At 56.1% G+C, this 14,709-nt stretch carries 14 protein-coding genes; 4 read left to right on the plus strand and 10 right to left on the minus strand.

Annotation, left to right across the window (positions count from 1 at the left end):
* Positions 1-11: 11 nt before the first annotated feature.
* From IM295_RS16410 to IM295_RS16430, 5 genes are read right to left on the minus strand one after another with little or no spacing between them, the layout of a single operon-like run.
* The gene (locus IM295_RS16410; protein ID WP_193066970.1) at positions 12-1,169 is read right to left on the minus strand and encodes a branched-chain amino acid ABC transporter substrate-binding protein; all 1,158 of its coding nucleotides are present in this window, start codon (positions 1,167-1,169) and stop codon (positions 12-14) included.
* Positions 1,170-1,197: 28 nt separating this feature from the next.
* Positions 1,198-1,917, minus strand: coding sequence for an ABC transporter ATP-binding protein (locus IM295_RS16415; RefSeq protein ID WP_069732909.1), 720 nt, complete (start codon positions 1,915-1,917; stop codon positions 1,198-1,200).
* Complete coding sequence (locus tag IM295_RS16420; RefSeq protein WP_048958777.1) at positions 1,910-2,677, minus strand: ABC transporter ATP-binding protein; 768 nt, start codon at positions 2,675-2,677, stop codon at positions 1,910-1,912. The genes IM295_RS16415 and IM295_RS16420 overlap by 8 nt, the downstream gene beginning before the upstream one ends.
* Positions 2,674-3,780, minus strand: a complete 1,107-nt coding sequence (locus tag IM295_RS16425) for a branched-chain amino acid ABC transporter permease (RefSeq protein WP_193066971.1) — start codon at positions 3,778-3,780, stop codon at positions 2,674-2,676. Before IM295_RS16425 ends, IM295_RS16420 begins: the two co-directional genes overlap by 4 nt.
* 8 nt (positions 3,781-3,788) lie before the next feature.
* Positions 3,789-4,739, minus strand: coding sequence for a branched-chain amino acid ABC transporter permease (locus IM295_RS16430; RefSeq protein WP_047368618.1), 951 nt, complete (start codon positions 4,737-4,739; stop codon positions 3,789-3,791).
* 170 nt (positions 4,740-4,909) lie between these two features.
* Between IM295_RS16430 and IM295_RS16435 the strand changes: the two genes are divergently transcribed.
* Positions 4,910-5,854, plus strand: coding sequence for a LysR substrate-binding domain-containing protein (locus IM295_RS16435; protein WP_047368617.1), 945 nt, complete (start codon positions 4,910-4,912; stop codon positions 5,852-5,854).
* Positions 5,855-5,909: 55 nt separating this feature from the next.
* On the opposite strand, the gene IM295_RS16440 is transcribed toward IM295_RS16435, so the two are convergent.
* Positions 5,910-7,019, minus strand: a complete 1,110-nt coding sequence (locus IM295_RS16440; protein WP_028013256.1) for a porin OmpC — start codon at positions 7,017-7,019, stop codon at positions 5,910-5,912.
* Positions 7,020-7,495: 476 nt separating this feature from the next.
* Positions 7,496-8,374, minus strand: coding sequence for an aromatic amino acid DMT transporter YddG (yddG, locus tag IM295_RS16445; RefSeq protein ID WP_028013255.1), 879 nt, complete (start codon positions 8,372-8,374; stop codon positions 7,496-7,498).
* 221 nt (positions 8,375-8,595) lie between these two features.
* On the opposite strand from yddG, the gene fdnG reads away from it, so the two are divergent.
* The 3 genes from fdnG to fdnI are packed head-to-tail and all read left to right on the plus strand — an operon-like array spanning position 8,596 to position 13,188.
* Entirely contained in the window at positions 8,596-11,643 is a 3,048-nt protein-coding gene (gene fdnG, locus IM295_RS16450) for a formate dehydrogenase-N subunit alpha (RefSeq protein WP_193066972.1), read from the plus strand.
* Positions 11,644-11,654: 11 nt separating this feature from the next.
* Complete coding sequence (gene fdxH / locus IM295_RS16455) at positions 11,655-12,539, plus strand: formate dehydrogenase subunit beta (protein WP_059357598.1); 885 nt, start codon at positions 11,655-11,657, stop codon at positions 12,537-12,539.
* Positions 12,532-13,188 (plus strand): formate dehydrogenase-N subunit gamma, encoded by a 657-nt coding sequence (gene fdnI, locus IM295_RS16460; RefSeq protein ID WP_193066973.1) that lies wholly within the window; start codon positions 12,532-12,534, stop codon positions 13,186-13,188. The genes fdxH and fdnI overlap by 8 nt, the downstream gene beginning before the upstream one ends.
* A 51-nt stretch (positions 13,189-13,239) precedes the next feature.
* On the opposite strand, the gene IM295_RS16465 is transcribed toward fdnI, so the two are convergent.
* The 3 genes from IM295_RS16465 to ppk2 form a co-directional block, all read right to left on the minus strand.
* A complete protein-coding gene (locus IM295_RS16465; RefSeq protein WP_072252039.1) occupies positions 13,240-13,563 on the minus strand; it encodes a CcdB family protein in 324 nt (107 codons plus the stop codon).
* Complete coding sequence (locus tag IM295_RS16470; protein ID WP_048960001.1) at positions 13,563-13,751, minus strand: hypothetical protein; 189 nt, start codon at positions 13,749-13,751, stop codon at positions 13,563-13,565. The genes IM295_RS16465 and IM295_RS16470 overlap by 1 nt, the downstream gene beginning before the upstream one ends.
* Positions 13,752-13,853: 102 nt before the next feature.
* Positions 13,854-14,672: a polyphosphate kinase 2 gene (gene ppk2 / locus IM295_RS16475; RefSeq protein WP_023327546.1), complete on the minus strand. Its 819-nt coding sequence runs from the start codon at positions 14,670-14,672 to the stop codon at positions 13,854-13,856.
* Between the last annotated feature and the right edge of the window lie 37 nt (positions 14,673-14,709).

Raw genomic sequence — 14,709 nt, forward strand, 5'->3', positions numbered from 1 at the left:
GCCTCGCTGCGTTACTTCGCTTTTGCGCCGCCCAGCACGGTCTGCGGCTGCCATTTGCCGTCGACAACCTTATAGACCGTGAACGACGGCGATTTCAGGTTGCCCTCTTTATCAAACGCGATCTGTCCGGTAACGCCGGAATAGCTGATGGCGCGCAGGGCGGGCAGATAGTCTGATGGCTCAACGGAGTCTGCTTTTTCCATCGCCGCAACCAGCACGCGGGTGGCGTCATAGGCGAACGGGGCGTGCAGTTCGATATGGGTGTGGTAGCGGGCCTGGTAGGCCTGTTCGAATGCCTTTCCACCCGGCATCTGGTCAACGGGCAGGCCCGGCTCCAGCGCCACAACGCCTTCGCCTTCTTTCTGCGCCAGCTTCAGGAACGTCTGGCTGACGAATCCGCCTGCGCCCATCAGCGTCGCATTCATGCCCAGCTGTTTAATGCGGCGAGCCAGCGGTGCGGCCTGGCTGTCGACGCCGCCGAAGAAGATCAGATCGGCGTTTTTACTGCGGATGGCGGTCAGTACGGCGCTGAAATCGACCGTTTTGTCATCCACGTACTGACGGTCGACAATTTTCACGCCCTGGGCTTCCAGCGATTTAATAAACTGGTCTGCAAGACCCTGACCGAAGGCGGTACGGTCGTCGATTACCGCAATGCGTTTGGCTTTGAGGGTGTTAACCGCGTACTGACCGGCGAGCTGGCCGCCGTCATCGTCGTGTCCCATCACGCGGAAGCTGGTATCAAAACCTTGTTGCGTATAGGCGTGACCGGTCGCGACCGGTGCCACCTGGGCGATGCCCGCATCGTGATAAACGCGGGCCGCTGGAATGCTGGTGCCGGTGTTCCAGTGGCCGACCACGCCCGCCACATCGCTGTCCACCAGACGCTGCGCGACGGCTACGGCAGTGCGCGGGTCAGACTGATCGTCTTCGGACTGCAGTTTGAAGGTGACCGCTTTGCCGCCGATGGTAGGATGCTGCTTGTTAATGTCGTCAATGGCCAGCTGCGCGCCGTTCTCCAGATCTTTCCCGATACGGGCGGACGGGCCGGTGAGCGGGCCTGCCAGACCGATAACCACGGTTTCACCGTCGGCGGCCCACGAGGACGTTGAGGCAAAACCGCCGAGCAGAATAGCGGCGCTGAGCGCGCTGATTTTTACTGTTTTCATTGTATTTCCCTGATGTTGGCTGATGTGGTTAAACGGGCATTTCGCCCAAATAAATGTGTGCAATCTGGTCGTCGTGAAGCAGTGCTGTCGATTCGCCATGATGAACAATGCTGCCGCTGTCCATCACCCATGCGCTGTCGGTCACTTCCAGCGCGAGCCGGGCGTTTTGTTCGATCAGCAGCAGGGCGACACCGCGCTCGCGCAGCCCGGCAATAACGGCAAATATGTTCTCGACCATCTTCGGGGCAAGGCCCATCGACGGCTCGTCGAGGATCAGCAGGCGCGGGCGGCTGAGGAGGGCGCGGTTAAGGGCCAGCAGCTGTTGCTCGCCGCCGGACAGCAGCCCGGCAAGCTGATGCTGGCGCTCGCCCAGACGCGGGAAGCGTTCGAAAATCTCGTTCATCTCGCGCTTAATGGTGACAGTGTCACGTCTTAGCCAGGCGCCCATCTGCAGGTTTTCCAGTACCGTCATGCGGGAGAAGATCCCGCGGCCCTCCGGGACCATCACCAGCCCGTCGTGAAGCAGGGTCTCCGGGCTCTGTTTGCGGACCGGCTTACCGTTGAATTCAATACTGCCGCTAAAGCTTTCCAGCCCGGTAATGGCGCGCACGGTGGAGCTTTTCCCCGCGCCGTTAGCGCCGATCAGCGTAGCCTGTTCGCCCTCGTGCAGGGTAAAGGAGACATCGCGTACGGCCTGAATGCCGCCGTAATGCACGTCCAGACGTTCTACCTTCAGTAATTCAGTCATGGGCGTTACCTCCAAGCCAGGCGGCGATCACTGCCGGATCGCGCCGCACGCTTTCCGGCGTACCGCTGGCGAGCGTTTTACCGTAATCAAGCACCGTCAGGCGATCGCAGATGCCCATCACCAGCTTGACGTCATGTTCAATCATTAGCAGGGTTTTGCCGTCATCGCGGATGCGGATGAGCAGCTCGCCGAGCGCCACTTTTTCCGCCGCGTTCATTCCGGCGGCGGGCTCGTCCAGCGCCAGCAGCAGCGGATCCGTCGCCAGCGCGCGGGCGATTTCAAGGCGACGCTGATGACCATAGGCCAGATCGCAGGCGCGATAGTGGGCGAACTGCGCAATGCCGGTATAGTCCAGCCAGTGCCAGGCCAGCTCGCGGGTCTGCTTCTCTTCCTCGCGGGCGCGTTTATGGCGGCTCAGCGCGGCCCACAGGCCGTTACGGGTGCGCACGTGGCGGCCCACCATCACGTTTTCCAGCACCGACATCTCGTTGAAGAGGCGCACGTTCTGGAAGGTGCGGGCAATCCCGGCGGCAGTGACTTTCTCTATGTGCTTTGGGAAGTAGGGCTTATCGGCAATCGAAAACTCACCGCTGTCCGCCGGATAAAGCCCGGTGATCAGGTTAAAGCAGGTGGTTTTTCCCGCGCCGTTGGGGCCAATCAGCCCGTAGATTTCCCCTCTGTTGACGGTAATCGAAACGTCATCTACGGCAGTCAGCCCGCCGAAGCGTTTTGACATGTTGCGTACGGTTAACAGGCTCATGCCTTCACCTCCTTGTGGCGTACCGGCCAGAGGCCTGACGGGCGCACCAGCATGACCAGCACCAGTGCCAGACCGTAAAACAGCTGGCGCAGCACTTCCGGGTCAATCAGTACCGTACCGAACAGCGCCTGCTGAACCGGCGCTGCCTGGCTGCGCAGCAGTTCCGGCAGGGCGGTAAGCAGTACCGCGCCCAGGATCACGCCCGGTATGTGCCCCATACCGCCCAGCACCACCATCGCCAGTACGGCAATCGATTCCTGTAAGGTGAAGGATTCCGGGGAGACAAAGCCCTGAAACGCGCCGAACAGCGCACCTGCTATGCCGCCAAAGGAGGCGCCCATCGCAAAGGCGAGCAGCTTATAGTTACGCACGTTGATGCCCATCGCGCGGGCCACGTCTTCATCCTCGCGGATGGCGTGCCAGGCGCGGCCAATACGGGAATGCTGCAGGCGCAGGCAGACAAAAATAATCGCTACAATCACCAGCATCAGCAGGTAGTACCACAGCCACAGGGCGGGCACTTTGAAACCAAACCAGAGGTAGACGCCGCTAAACTTCAGGCCGAACAGGTTCAGCGTATCCACCCCGGTAATGCCCTTTGCGCCGTTGGTGATGTTTACCGGACGGTCGAGGTTGCGCATCAGGATGCGGATAATTTCGCCAAAGCCGAGGGTCACTATCGCCAGGTAGTCCCCGCGCAGCTTCAGCGTGGGCGCACCGAGTAAAATCCCGCAGACTGCCGCCACGAGGGCCGCCAGCGGAATAATAAGCAGATACGAGGTGTGCAGCCCGTCCGGGAACCAGACGCTGAGGATCGGAAACACCTCCAGCAGGTGTGGGGAGGCCATCAGTGCCGCGAGGTAGGCGCCGACGGCGTAAAAGGCGATAAAGCCCATGTCCAGCAGGCCGGTATAGCCGACCACAATATTGAGCCCGAGCGCCAGCATGATGTAGAGCAGGGCGAAGTCGATAACGCGCACCCAGTAGTTGCCGCCGAGCTGCGTGGCCACCACGGGTGCAATCAGCAGCGCGAGGCAGAACAGGCTCATGCCTGACCAGAATTTGCGCGTCGTCGCCGGGGCCTGAATTTGAAGTGTTGTCATGGTATTCCTTACGCCCTGTGCGCTACGCGCTCGCCCAGCAGGCCAGCCGGACGGAAGACCAGCACCAGGATCAGCACCATAAAGGCAAAGACATCCTGATAGTTGCTGCCAAATACACCGTGGGTCAGTTCACCCAGGTAGCCTGCGCCCAGCGCTTCGATAATGCCGAGCAGGATGCCGCCAATCATGGCACCCCGAATGTTGCCAATGCCCCCCAGCACGGCGGCGGTAAAGGCCTTGATCCCGGGTAAAAAGCCCATCGAGAAGCTGGCGTTACCGTAGTTGCTGGCCATCATTACGCCTGCCAGCGCGGCAAACGCCCCGCCAATGGCAAACGTCAGGGTGATAATGGCGTTTGGGTTAACCCCCATCAGCGTGGCCACGCGCGGGTTTTCCGCCACGGCGCGCATGCCGCGCCCCAGGCGGGTGTATTCCACCAGCAGCCAAAGCCCGGTCATCACCGCCAGCGCCAGCGCCACGGTGACAATACCGGTAACGGTCACGATGGCGGGAGGGTGCATTTCACTTCCTGACGTCACGGTAATCGGATCCATGGGCAAGATCTGCGGAAACATCAGCGGGTTGCGCGTCCAGATAATCATCGCCACGGTTTGCAGCAGGACGGAGACGCCGATACCCGAGATCAGCGGCGCCAGGCGCGGAGCGTTGCGCAGTCGACGGTAGGCAAAGCGCTCCACGGCCATGGCCAGTAGGGCGCACACGGCCATGGCAATCATCAGGGCAACGCCGAGCTGCAACAGCAGCGGCATATGCGGGAAGGTGGTATTCAGGGCGTTAATGGCGGAGAGCGTGGTGAGCGCGCCGACCATCAGAATATCGCCGTGGGCAAAGTTAATAATGCGCAAAATGCCATACACCATGGTATAGCCCAGCGCGATCAGCGCGTAGATGCTTCCCAGCATCACACCGTTGATCAGTTGTTGTATGAGTGTATCCAACGTCTGTTCCCGCAAAGTGCTCGTTCTGCGGCTACCATCCAATAAATGAATTAAATTGTAAAATACGCATCTATTATTTCTTATGATAAATAAATATTGTTTTATGTTTATGATTTAAATAAAAATAGTTAATGCCTGCTTTTGGGTAAAAAGCCTAAAGAAATCAACATATGAATAAAACAGAACAATTGGTGAGCCTGACGGCGTTTGCAGAGAGCCGCCTGGCAAACGATCCGCCGCTTCGGGCCGTACGTGCATTCGAGGCCATCGCCAGGCTGGGGAGCGTCACGCTGGCCGCGCAGGAGCTGGATATCTCTCCGTCGGCCGTCAGCCATCAGCTCAAGGTGCTCGAAGGATACCTGCAAATGCCGCTCACGGAACGTCAGGGACGCAGGCTGGTGCTGAGCCAGCACGGGCGGGAATATTACCGCTCGATCCGTGCGGCCTTTAACGTGTTGCGCCAGGCGACGGAGCACCTGGCGGAGCAGGCGCAAACGCGTCAGGTCACCATCAGCCTGATTCCGCTTTTTGGTATGGGGTGGTTTATCCCGCGCTTGCCTGCGTTCATGCGCGCCAATCCCCAAACCGAGATCAACGTGGTGTATGCCAATCACCGTAACTATCTGAGCGACGCGTCGGATATGTCGATTCGTTTTGGTAACGGGCAGTGGGCGGGGTATCAGAGTGAAAAGCTGATTTCCGGCCAGATGGTGCCGGTGTGCAGCCGCGCGTTTTTGCGCGTACATGGCCATATCGACACGCCTGAACAGCTGCTGCAAATGCCGCTGCTGCACGATGAAGAGCGTACGAGCTGGACGCAGTGGTTTTTGTTGCAGGGGGTAAAACGTCCACTCCGGCGCAGCGGCCCGCTGTTTGAAGACGGGCTGTTGACGCTGGCGGGCGTTCAGGCAGGGCTGGGATGTGCGCTCATGCGGGAGCCGCTGATTGCGCCATATCTTGAGAGCGGCGAGCTGGTCAAGATATTTGACTTACCGATTGATGACGGGCGCGATTATTACCTCTGCGTGCGCTCAGATTCAGAGATGACCGAAGACGGCAAGCTGCTGCAAACCTGGCTGCGTCGGGCGGCAGGCGGGGAGTTGTCTGTCGGGTAAAAGCGGAAGATAAAAAAAGCCAGCGTGTTACGCTGGCTTTTGGACAGACAAGATTTTAGAACTGGTAGGTCAGACCCAGCGCAACGATGTTGTCGGTACCGATACCTGCCTGGCGAGTGAACTGATTGTCGTCCAGCAGGTTGATTTTGTAATCCACGTAGGTGGACATGTTTTTGTTAAAATAGTAGGTGGTGCCGACATCAATGTATTTAACCAGATCCTGGTCGCCGAAGTTCTCGATGTCTTTACCTTTAGACTGCAGGTAGGCGATGGATGGACGCAGGCCAAAGTCGAACTGATACTGAGCCACAACTTCGAAGTTTTGCGCCTTGTTTGCAAAGCCGTAGATGTCGCTGCGGTTACCGTTAGAGGTGCCGAAACGGGTTGCGTTATAGGTCTGAGAGTACTGCGCCGCGAGGTAAACGTTGTTCGCGTCGTACTTCACGCCGCCGCTGTACACTTCAGCGCGGTCGCCTTCACCGTATACGCCAGCTGCATTCTGGTCAGCGGTACGACGGGAAGAGGACATTGCACCACCGACGCTGAAGCCTTCACCCAGATCGTAAGTCAGAGACGCGCCGTAGCCGTCGCCGTTCTGGTTCAGCAGGCTGCGGCCGTTAGTGTTTTCACCGCTTACGCTGCCATTTTTACCCTGGTACTGCAGGGCAAAGTTCAGGCCGTCAACCAGACCGAAGAAGTCCTGGTTACGGTAAGTTGCCACGCCGTTTGCACGAGACTGCAGGAAGTTGTCGGCACCGTAGGTGTCACCGCCGAATTCTGGCAGAACGTCGGTCCAGGAGGTCACGTCGTAAATCACGCCGTAGTTACGACCGTAATCGAATGAACCGGCTTCAGCGAACTTCAGACCTGCGAAGGCCACACGGGTCCAGGACTGGTTGTCGCCTTCGTCCTTGTTACCCTGAATCTGGTATTCCCACTGGCCGTAACCGGACAGCTGGTCGTTAACCTGGGTTTCACCCTTGAAGCCGATACGCATGTAGGTTTTATCACCGTCTGCGCCTGCGTCATCAGAGAAATAGTGCAGACCTGTCACTTTACCGTACAGATCCAGCTTGTTACCGTCTTTGTTATAAATCTCAGCTGCGTTTACAACGCCTGCTGCCAACATGGAAGTGACTGCCACTGCAACTAATTTAAGTTTCATCTTAAATATTCCTTATAATTTTTTTCAGTATTTCCTGAACCATCGCGAACGATTTCTAAACGAGGCTGTTCGTCAACGGCGTGCTATTTTTAAAAATCTTGTAGTTGTCTTTCAATAATAAGTTTCAAAATATGAGTAATAATTTCATTTAGTGTGATCGAGATCGGGTTAATGACGGCTGAATAAAATGTTATGGCGATTATTTAATCAGAATGAGTTTATTTTTTTGGCAACCATGATGGCGAATATTATTGCATTTCGTGTTATTAATAGCGGTAATATTCGCAGGGAAGTAGTTACGCAGCGGTGTCAGGTTATGTCAATTTGATGTCGGGGGAATTGGCGAAAGAAGCTAATATAAACAGAACATCAACAAATGCACTAATGTTCTGATTAATATATTACGATGTGATCACATATTAAATTTATGTTAATTTTTATGCCGGATTTAATCGAACCCGACATAAATCTGAACCCTATTTTCGTGTAGCGTACCAGCAGAGCAATGACCCGGCGCAGACCATCAGCGCGCCCTGCCAGAACGAAAAAGAGAGGGGTGAGCTTAGCAGCACGGCTGCAAGCGCGGCGGAGAGCACGGGAGTAAAATAGGATACGGCAGCCAGCACCGTGACGTTACCGTGCAGAATGCCAATATTCCATGCCGCATAGCCAAACCCAAGCGCAATGCCGCACATAACGAGCTTCACGATAACCGGAAAGCTGAACACCATTTCTGGCTGATCGCTAATGGTATATTTCACCCACAGGCTCAGCGCAGTGAGCAAAACAAAGAGGGTAATACCGTTTTGCCCTTTGGCAAATTTGGCGGTTACGGTGCAGTAGGCGGCCCAGATAAATGCTCCGGCAAAAGCAAGCGTATAGCTAAGGGGATTAGAGACGACATTGCGGATTATTTCATCAATGTGTAATCCTTGCTCACCTCCTAATACCCAACACACGCCGAGCAGAGCGATAGCTAAACCGGGGACGACCCACAGCGTTGATTTCTGTCCGTTGAATAAAATAGCAAAGACGATCGTCAGGCTCGGCCAGAGATAATTAACCATACCGACTTCTATGGCCTGCGCTCGCGTGGCGGCATAGCCTAACGACAGCGCCAGACAAATTTCATAACTGACAAACAGTACGCTGCCTGCAATAAGATACCCGGGTGAAAAACGTTTAATATCAGGAAATCCTACCGTTACCAGGCACAATAACCCGCTGAGGGTGTAAATCATCGCCGCGCCGCCGACCGGCCCCAGCCCCTCGCTTACGCTGCGAATCAGGCCCACCATTGTGCTCCATAGCAGTATCGCCGCCAGCCCCGTGAGCGTTGCTCTCTTTCTGTCCATTACGTTTTCATCGCTAATAAAATCAAAGGGAAAATGTATAGCATTAATTCTGACCCTGTCGCGAATTATTCTCTTACGTGTTTAACCCTTAAGGGGTATTCAAACGCGGCAGCGGTGACTATTAAGGGGGCGACGTCAGGTGACCTTGATTTGACGCAAAAAAAACAGGGGCTTTAATGTTAGTTTGCGGCGCGAAGTCTTATCAGATAACGAGGACAACAATGGACGTCAGCCGCAGACAATTTTTCAAAATCTGCGCGGGCGGTATGGCCGGAACCACAGCTGCAATGCTGGGATTTGCTCCCAAAATGGCGCTGGCTCAGGCACGCAACTATAAGCTGCTGCGTGCGAAAGAGATCCGTAACACCTGCACATACTGCTCCGTGGGTTGTGGGCTATTGATGTATAGCCTGGGCGATGGCGCGAAAAACGCCAGAGAAGCGATTTACCATATTGAAGGGGATCCGGATCATCCGGTGAGCCGTGGGGCGCTGTGCCCGAAAGGGGCGGGACTGCTGGACTATGTCCACAGCGAAAACCGCCTCCGCTACCCGGAATACCGCGCGCCGGGCTCCGACAAATGGCAGCGTATCTCCTGGGATGAGGCGTTCTCCCGTATTGCAAAACTGATGAAAGCTGACCGTGACGCCAACTTTATTGAAAAGAACGAGCAGGGCGTGACGGTCAACCGCTGGCTCTCTACCGGGATGCTGTGTGCATCTGCGGCAAGCAATGAAACCGGCATGCTGACGCAAAAATTTGTGCGCTCTCTCGGCATGCTGGCGGTAGACAACCAGGCGCGCGTCTGACACGGACCAACGGTAGCAAGTCTTGCTCCAACATTTGGTCGCGGTGCGATGACCAACCACTGGGTTGATATTAAAAACGCAAACGTCGTGGTGGTGATGGGCGGTAACGCCGCTGAAGCCCATCCGGTGGGATTCCGCTGGGCGATGGAAGCGAAAAACAACAACGATGCGACGCTCATCGTCGTCGATCCGCGCTTTACGCGTACGGCATCGGTGGCGGATATCTATGCGCCGATCCGCTCCGGTACGGACATTACGTTCCTCTCCGGCGTGCTGCTGTACCTGATCGAAAACAACAAAATTAACGCGGACTACGTTAAGCATTACACCAACGCGAACCTGCTGGTGCGGGATGATTTTGCCTTCAATGACGGGCTGTTCAGCGGCTATGACGCTGAAAAACGCCAGTACGACAAAACGTCCTGGAACTATCAGTTCGATGAAAACGGCTATGCGATGCGGGATGAAACGCTGACGCATCCGCGCTGCGTGTGGAACCTGCTGAAGCAGCACGTTTCCCGCTATACGCCGGACGTGGTGGAGAACATCTGCGGCACGCCGAAAGCGGACTTCCTGAAGGTGTGCGAGGTGCTGGCGTCCACCAGCGCCGCTGACAGAACCACCACGTTCCTGTATGCGCTGGGCTGGACGCAGCACACCGTGGGCGCGCAGAACATCCGTACCATGGCGATGATCCAGCTGCTGCTCGGCAACATGGGGATGGCCGGTGGCGGCGTGAACGCCCTTCGCGGACATTCTAACATTCAGGGCTTAACCGATCTCGGCCTGCTCTCCACCAGCCTGCCGGGCTACCTGACGCTGCCCTCGGAAAAGCAGGCCAGTCTGCAAGCGTATCTTGAAGCTAATACGCCAAAAGCAACGCTGCCGGACCAGGTGAACTACTGGAGCAACTATCCGAAGTTCTACGTCAGCCTGATGAAATCCTTCTACGGCGACGCGGCGCAGAAGGAGAATGACTGGGGCTTTGAGTGGCTGCCCAAGTGGGACCAGGCTTACGACGTCATTAAGTATTTCAACATGATGGATAAGGGCGACGTCACCGGTTATATCTGCCAGGGCTTTAACCCGGTGGCGTCATTCCCGGATAAAAACAAAGTCGTGCGCAGCCTGAGCAAGCTGAAGTACATGGTGGTTATCGATCCGCTGGTGACCGAGACCTCCACCTTCTGGCAGAACCACGGGGAATCCAACGATGTCGATCCGGCGTCGATTCAGACCGAAGTGTTCCGCCTGCCGTCCACCTGCTTTGCGGAAGAGGACGGCTCTATTGCCAACTCCGGCCGCTGGCTGCAGTGGCACTGGAAAGGGCAGGACGCACCGGGCGAAGCGCGTAACGACGGCGAAATCCTGGCCGGCATTTATCATCGTCTGCGCGAAATGTACCGCACCGAAGGCGGCAAAGGCGCTGAGCCGCTGCTGAAGATGAGCTGGCACTACAAGCAGCCGGATCGTCCTGAGTCTGAGGAAGTCGCGAAAGAGAACAACGGCGTGGCGCTGGCGGATCTCTACGACACCAATGGCAGCCTGGTGGCGAAGAAAGGCCAGCTGCTGAACAGCTTTGCGCTGCTGCGTGACGACGGTACCACGGCATCGTCCTGCTGGATCTACACCGGCAGCTGGACGGAGCAGGGTAACCAGATGGCGAACCGCGATAACGCTGACCCGTCAGGCCTGGGCAACACGCTGGGCTGGGCATGGGCGTGGCCGCTGAACCGTCGCGTGCTGTACAACCGCGCGTCCGCCGACGTGAACGGCAAGCCGTGGGATCCGAAACGGATGCTGATCCAGTGGAACGGGGCGAAGTGGACGGGGAACGACATTCCGGATTACAACACCGCCGCGCCGGGCAGCAACACCGGACCATTCATCATGCAGCCGGAAGGGCTGGGGCGCCTGTTCGCCCTCAACAAGCTGGCAGAAGGGCCGTTCCCGGAACACTACGAGCCGATGGAAACGCCGCTGGGGACCAACCCGCTGCACCCGAACGTGGTCTCAAGCCCGGTGGTGCGCATCTACGAAGAGGACGTGCTGCGCTTAGGCAAAAAGGACAAATTCCCGTACGTGGGGACGACCTACCGCCTGACCGAGCATTTCCACACCTGGACCAAGCACGCGCGGCTTAATGCCATCGCGCAGCCGGAACAGTTTGTGGAGATAAGCGAAACGCTGGCGAAGGCGAAAGGCATTGCCAACGGCGATCGCGTCAAGGTGAGCAGCAAGCGCGGCTTTATTCGCGCCGTGGCGGTGGTGACCCGTCGTTTGCAAAGTCTGAACGTGCACGGCCAGCAGGTGGAAACTGTCGGTATTCCGCTGCACTGGGGCTTTGAAGGGGTGGCGCAGAAAGGCTATATCGCCAACACCCTGACGCCAAACGTCGGCGATTCCAACTCGCAAACGCCGGAGTACAAAGCGTTTCTGGTCAACATCGAGAAAGCGTAAGGAGCGATTAAATGGCGATGGAAACACAAGACATTATTAAACGCTCCGCGACCAACCCGATCACCCCCGCGCCTCGCGCGCGGGACTATAAGGCAGAGGTCGCCAAGCTTATCGACGTCTCCTCCTGCGTGGGCTGTAAGGCCTGCCAGGTGGCCTGCTCAGAGTGGAACGACATTCGCGACGAGGTGGGGCACTGCGTCGGGGTTTACGATAACCCGGCGGATCTGAGCGCCAAATCCTGGACGGTGATGCGCTTTAGCGAAACCGACCAGAACGGCAGGCTGGAGTGGCTGATCCGCAAGGACGGCTGTATGCACTGTGAAGATCCGGGCTGCCTGAAGGCGTGTCCGTCTGCCGGTGCGATAATTCAGTACGCCAACGGGATCGTCGACTTCCAGCAGGATAACTGCATCGGCTGCGGCTACTGCATCGCGGGCTGTCCATTTAATATCCCACGCCTCAATAAAGAGGATAACCGGGTATACAAATGCACCCTGTGCGTGGACCGCGTCAGCGTCGGGCAGGAGCCTGCGTGCGTGAAGACCTGTCCGACCGGGGCGATCCACTTCGGCAACAAAAAAGAGATGCTCGACGTGGCGCAAGAGCGCGTGGAGAAGCTGAAAGCGCGCGGCTACGACAAGGCGGGCATTTACAACCCGCAGGGCGTGGGCGGCACGCACGTGATGTATGTGCTGCATCACAACGACCAGCCGGAGCTGTATCACAACCTGCCGAAAGATCCTGCGATCGATACCTCCATCAACCTGTGGAAAGGGGCGCTTAAACCGCTCTCTGCGGCGGGCTTTATCGCCACCTTTGCGGGGTTGATTTATCACTACATCGGTATCGGCCCGAATAAAGAGGTGGATGACGAGGAGGAGGAGCATCATGAGTAAGTCGAAAATGATAGTGCGCACCAAATTTGTCGATCGCGCCTGTCACTGGACGGTGGTGATCTGCTTCTTCCTGGTGGCGGTGTCGGGGATTTCGTTCTTCTTCCCGACGCTGCAGTGGCTGACCGAAACCTTCGGTACGCCGCAGATGGGGCGCATTCTGCACCCGTTCTTCGGCGTGCTGATTTTCTTGGTGCTGATGTTTATGTTCGTGCGCTTTGTCCACCACAACATCCCAGACAAGCAGGACATTCCGTGGGTGAAAGGGATTGTCGAAGTCCTGAAGGGTAACGAGCATAAAGTCGCGAAGGTGGGGAAATACAATGCCGGACAGAAGATGATGTTCTGGACCATCATGAGCATGATTTTTGTGCTGCTGGTGACCGGGGTGATGATCTGGCGTCCGTATTTTGCACAGTACTTCCCGATCCAGGTGGTGCGTTACGCGCTGCTGATCCACGCTACGTCGGCCATTATCCTGATTCATGCCATCCTGATCCATATGTATATGGCGTTCTGGGTTAAAGGGTCGATCAAAGGGATGATTGAAGGGAAGGTGAGCCGCCGCTGGGCGCAGAAACATCACCCGCGCTGGTATCGTGATGTGGAACGGCTGGAGGCGAAACAGGAAAGTACGGAAGGGATGAAGTAAGACCTGCGCCGTCGGCTCTGCCCGGCGGCGCTGCGCTTGCGCGGGCCTACGTTATGTATTCGTCACTAGCGCATCTATCGCTGCGATAACAGTACTTCTCGCGCAGCGAAGGTTGCATACAAAATTTTTATTATGTAGTTTCTTTTTCTCCACGTGTGTTATGCCAGCGGTATTAAGAAAATATCTCTGAAAATCAATATTTATTAACGGTGCCGCGGCGTTGACATGGCCACGTAAATAGTTGTGGTAACTTAATGGAATAATCAGTCTTGTTGATAAATCATCATAATAGTCATGTTGAATTATCATAAAATAAGGCTGGTAGTCCCGTGTTCTCTCTGAAGGGTTACGGTAAACGTCAAACTGAAAGCACATTAAATCCCTCCAAAGAAAGGATCGTCTGATAATAGTCCCGCTTTAGCCGTAAAATCATTCATGGCTCTTATGAACTCTTTATCTTGCTGATGCTGTCTTCTTTGCGCCGCTGGTGTCTGGGCTTTTCGGGAGGCGCCACTCGGCACGCTCTCCCTTCTGCCATAGTCTTTGCTTCGATTTGGTTTCATCACTATCTCCTTTGTTGGTGCGGTCATTATCAACCGCCGCCAACAAAAAACAATACTGTATCCCCTGGTAATCTATATTCTGCGAGCCGCCTTCCAGTTATATCAAAACCGCTCTTCCACATACCGGAACGGGTATTTTGTGGGTTTAACTTTGCCGATTTTGCGCTTCGGTAAATCCACCTTGTCGACGTGAATTTCTTTATACGGGATCTGCGAAAGCAGATGCGAAATAATATTCAGACGCACGCGTTTTTTATCTTCAGAACGGGCGACAAACCACGGTGCCCAGGCTGTATCGGTGGCTTCAAACATGGCGTCGCGCGCGCGGGTGTATTCGTCCCAGAGGTTAAAGGATTTAATATCCATCGGCGACAGCTTCCAGATCTTACGCCCATCGTTGATGCGGTCGCGCAGGCGCCGCTCCTGCTCTTTTGGCGTTACCTCCAGCCAGTACTTCAGCAGGATAATCCCGGCATCAACCATCGCTTTTTCCATAACCGGCGCGCCGTCTAAAAATTTCTCCGCCTGTTCCTCCGTGCAGAACCCCATCACCCGCTCCACGCCCGCGCGGTTATACCAGCTGCGATCGAATATCACGATTTCACCCGCCGAGGGCAGGTGAGGCACATAGCGCTGGAAGTAGAGTTGGCTTTTCTCTTTCTCCGTTGGGGCAGGAAGCGCAACAACGCGAAACACGCGGGGGCTGACGCGCTCGGTGATCGCTTTAATGGTGCCGCCTTTGCCGGCGCCATCGCGTCCTTCAAAAACAATACACACTTTTAACCCTTTGGCGACGACCCACTGCTGGAGCTTAACCAGTTCGACGTGCAGGCGGCGGAGCTCTTTTTCATACTCTTTGGTCTTAAGGGGGGCATTCGATACGACATCAACAGCGACAGGGGTTTTCTTTTTGCTTCCCATGATTGTCATCCTCAGGTTGTCCAGCGTGGAAAAAGCG

This window comes from Enterobacter cloacae complex sp. P14RS (genome assembly GCF_014895895.1).
GTDB lineage: Bacteria > Pseudomonadota > Gammaproteobacteria > Enterobacterales > Enterobacteriaceae > Enterobacter > Enterobacter bugandensis.

Bases quoted from the DNA above. Each gene is read 5' to 3' on its own strand.
- fdxH (WP_059357598.1), top strand. From the start codon at position 11,655: ATGGCGATGGAAACACAAGACATTATTAAACGCTCCGCGACCAACCCG.
- IM295_RS16440 (WP_028013256.1), bottom strand. From the start codon at position 7,019: ATGAAACTTAAATTAGTTGCAGTGGCAGTCACTTCCATGTTGGCAGCA.
- IM295_RS16420 (WP_048958777.1), bottom strand. From the start codon at position 2,677: ATGAGCCTGTTAACCGTACGCAACATGTCAAAACGCTTCGGCGGGCTG.
- ppk2 (WP_023327546.1), bottom strand. From the start codon at position 14,672: ATGGGAAGCAAAAAGAAAACCCCTGTCGCTGTTGATGTCGTATCGAAT.
- yddG (WP_028013255.1), bottom strand. From the start codon at position 8,374: ATGGACAGAAAGAGAGCAACGCTCACGGGGCTGGCGGCGATACTGCTA.
- fdnI (WP_193066973.1), top strand. From the start codon at position 12,532: ATGAGTAAGTCGAAAATGATAGTGCGCACCAAATTTGTCGATCGCGCC.
- IM295_RS16415 (WP_069732909.1), bottom strand. From the start codon at position 1,917: ATGACTGAATTACTGAAGGTAGAACGTCTGGACGTGCATTACGGCGGC.
- IM295_RS16410 (WP_193066970.1), bottom strand. From the start codon at position 1,169: ATGAAAACAGTAAAAATCAGCGCGCTCAGCGCCGCTATTCTGCTCGGC.
- IM295_RS16465 (WP_072252039.1), bottom strand. From the start codon at position 13,563: ATGTGCTTTCAGTTTGACGTTTACCGTAACCCTTCAGAGAGAACACGG.
- IM295_RS16435 (WP_047368617.1), top strand. From the start codon at position 4,910: ATGAATAAAACAGAACAATTGGTGAGCCTGACGGCGTTTGCAGAGAGC.
- IM295_RS16470 (WP_048960001.1), bottom strand. From the start codon at position 13,751: ATGAAACCAAATCGAAGCAAAGACTATGGCAGAAGGGAGAGCGTGCCG.
- IM295_RS16425 (WP_193066971.1), bottom strand. From the start codon at position 3,780: ATGACAACACTTCAAATTCAGGCCCCGGCGACGACGCGCAAATTCTGG.